Origin of the sequence: Massilia pseudoviolaceinigra, from assembly GCF_030846505.1 — a bacterium.
Taxonomy (GTDB): domain Bacteria; phylum Pseudomonadota; class Gammaproteobacteria; order Burkholderiales; family Burkholderiaceae_D; genus Telluria_A; species Telluria_A violaceinigra.
Window position 1 is genome coordinate 1 of the sequence record NZ_JAVCWL010000073.1, and the last position, 3,178, is coordinate 3,178.

General features: G+C 60.1%; 3 protein-coding genes. 1 reads left to right on the top strand and 2 read right to left on the bottom strand.

Annotated elements, in window-relative coordinates; genetic code table 11:
* Positions 1 to 376, top strand: a 376-nt coding sequence (locus tag RBA40_RS32935) for an immunity protein Imm33 domain-containing protein (protein ID WP_306653086.1), incomplete at its 5' end; no start/stop codon positions are given.
* Positions 377 to 448: 72 nt separating this feature from the next.
* Here the strand turns inward: RBA40_RS32935 and RBA40_RS32940 are convergent.
* Both RBA40_RS32940 and RBA40_RS32945 read right to left on the bottom strand, forming a co-directional pair.
* Positions 449 to 2,047 (bottom strand): GDYXXLXY domain-containing protein, encoded by a 1,599-nt coding sequence (locus RBA40_RS32940; RefSeq protein WP_306653088.1) that lies wholly within the window; start codon positions 2,045 to 2,047, stop codon positions 449 to 451.
* On the bottom strand, positions 2,044 to 3,021 hold the full coding sequence (locus RBA40_RS32945) for a DUF2157 domain-containing protein (protein ID WP_306653090.1): 978 nt from the start codon (positions 3,019 to 3,021) through the stop codon (positions 2,044 to 2,046). Before RBA40_RS32945 ends, RBA40_RS32940 begins: the two co-directional genes overlap by 4 nt.
* Positions 3,022 to 3,178 lie beyond the last annotated feature (157 nt).

Consider the following 3,178-nt stretch of genomic DNA (forward strand, 5'->3'; position numbering starts at 1 on the left):
AAAAATTGAAGGAGCTCGACTGATGACCGATCTTGACAGCATCACGAAGCTGCAAAGCGCCATGTGCGAGAAATACGGCTCCGATTTTCTCCCGCCCGACCCAGCGCTGAAACTAGGACTCGCACGCCACACCTTGCGGTCGATGCCCATTACGGGCGTACGAATCCGCCGGGACGATGGCACCGACGGGTGGTACATCTACGGTGGCGATTATTCGGACGCGGTTGACTTTTACAGTCCTCTTCATCACTGTCCTCTTTCCGCCGAGCTTCCGATGGTCATTCCTTATCTTGCACTGGCGCCCGGATTCAGGTTTATCATCGACGACGAAGGTTACGAAGACGTATGGTACGAGCCGCACGACGTCTCCGCGTAAAGGCGGCGCTGGCAGTACGCTTATCTGCCGTCCTTCAATGAAGCGCCACGACAAGACCGATTGGCTCTGGTATCAGAGGGCTTCAAGATTTGCTCCGCGCATGCCAACGAGTAGTGCCTTTCCACTCGCATCGACGCGGAATTCGCCGTACTTCGCCGCCTCCCAGCGTTTTCCTTCCCCTTCCTGGAAGTACCAAGCATCGGTCACCAGCGTATGGCCACCGTGACGTGGCGTGAGTTCGATCACGATCTCGCCAAGTGCAAGCGGCGTGCCATCGTGGAGCCGGGTCAGCTCCACAATTCCCTTCTCGTTCACCTTGCCGGCGACCTTCAATCTGGCGCTTCCCGTCTCACCTTCACTCATTTGCGACACCTCCTGCGGCAAATTGAAATTCAGGCGCATGTAATCGCCCTGCATGAGCGAGCGCGGATCGACCGGCGCCAGTTCCACCAGCACCGGGCGGCCGTTGGCAATCAGGGATTCCTTCTGCCAGATCCCAATATTGGCGATGGTTAACACCGCGACCGCCGTCAGCGCAATGCCGATCCGGGCTGCATGCGTTTCCTTCCGCGCAGGAGGCGCGCTGCCGTCACTGACAACGGGTGCGCGGTCGCGAATGGCAAGCCAGGCGATCAAGGCGAACAGCGCGCCGGCGCCGATCAGAATCAACGCCTTGGTCGCCAGCGGATACGCCAGCTGGTAATACAGCGCGCCCATAATCCACGCGGCCGCAGCGCCCGCCGCCGTCGCGATGCCCCAGCGCCCGCTACTCGTACACAATGCGAGAATCATCATCACTGCGCCGAGCGACGGCATCAATACCGCCAGCCCCGTGAATACCGCGGTAGTGAGCGCATACCACGGCGTGTGTAACGCGGGCCAGCGCTTGGCCAGCCAGGCTGCCCCGCCAAGCGTCAGCACCGCCGATGCCAACTGCGCAAAAGACGCCAGCGGCTGCGACAGCGAAGCCATCGTGCTGACGGGACCGCTGTTGATGGTGGCACCGACCAGGAAGGTCATCCCTGTCCAGAACGCAAGGCCCGCAATGATAGTGAGTACCCACCCCGTCGCCAATCTGTCCACCAGCACGCTACGCAGATGTTGTCGCTGGACGAAGTCGGTAACAAGCCAGATTCCCATCGCAGCATGCAGCACCATCCAGAATCCATCGCGATCGCGAGAAGCGGCGAGGATGACGATGGCCGCCATGATGAACGTACAGGAGATCGCCCCCAGCAGAACGCGCAGCCAGTTGCGTGGAATAAGAGTAGCCAGGGCGATTGCCAACAGCGCGACGCCGGCAGAGCCATTGCCAATTGACATGTCGATGTAAAAAGCCGCACTCATGGTTGCCGCGCCGGCGAGCAATGCCGGAATGGCCAGCTGCTCGATGAACAAGGGAAGGGATGCACGGCGCAAGATGGCCACTGCGACGCCGCACATGATGAGCGAAAGCGGATACAGTGCGCGGGTGTCGCGGGCCAGATAATCGCCGCATAGCAGAAAAATGATTCCCATCAGTGGGATAGCCGCCAACCATGCTCCAAACGCCGTCAACAATACGACTGGCCAGGGGCGATGCGCTTCGTGCTGGATAAAGGTGGCTGCGGAAGGGGGAAGAATGCCCGCCGTAATAGCCTCGGCGATAATCTGGTTAAGTGGGCGCTTCATTGCGCAGCTCCATGCAGCGGGCCGCGTTTCGACAACCTGAGAATAATGTTCACCGTCGCGGCAAGCAAGCCGGCGGCGGCAAGGCCAAGCAACAGCAGTTCTGGAATCGACCAGCGCGCATGGTCGGCGAGCAGGAAGTGGGCCAATAGTCCAATCAGCAGAACATTCAGGGCCAGCCCGATGCCGCACAGTGAAAACATATCGAACAAGCGCTGCGACGACAACGCGGCAGCAGTAATGGCCAATACCGTCAAGGCCAGCCAATATTGCGCGGTCACCTTACTATTCGTCAGGCCGGCAATCCCGATCAGTGCGACACTGATGACCGCCAGAGCAACGCTCACACGCATGGAAAGGAGGTCGGCGCCGGTCCATCGCGCGCACAGGGGACTAAGCAGCGCCGAAAGGGCAAGTGCGCCAAGGCATGCTGCCGCCTGATAATTCAGATCGCTGGGTCGGAAGCGCCAACTATGGCCCGTGTTCGCATGCAGCCAGAGCGAGATGGCGCTCATGGCGATCAGCGCCCACGGCGTCCATAGCGCGTCATGGCGTACGGAGAGGCATAGCGGTAGCCCAAGCACCGCCCACAGCGCGAACAGTTGCCAGGGATCCGCGCCCGTCTGGTAGGTCTGTCCAAAGTAAGCGAACAGCGCGCCGATGGCGAGCAGGGCCAGCAGGCCAAGCGGCACGCGCGCGCCTGGCCGCGCGTACGCGCCGATGCACATGACAGCCACCACGCCCTGCAGCAGGATGAAACGGCCCGTGCGGCCAAGCGAATCCCAGTTCGCGGCAATCCAGAAAATGATACCGAGGCCGATCAGCACCGCCGCAATGATCGCCAATCCGGTGCGAAACCGTGACGCCAGGTTCGCTGGCTCATCATCGAGGCCGGAGAGTTTGCGAAGCCGGCGGTGCTGCTCATCGTTCAAGGAATTTGTCGCGGACACTTCTAAAAGCGCGAGGCCGATCTCCATGATTTTCTTTCAATTTTGGAATTACGGCTGAGTTTACCCGGCTTTGTATCAAAAAGGCTTGCCAAGCGATCAGGGCCTTTGCTATAGTTCGCCTCCCCGCTGAAAGGGTTAACGAAATCAAGTAGTTAGCAGACAGTTGGGGGCGCCTTGAAAGAGG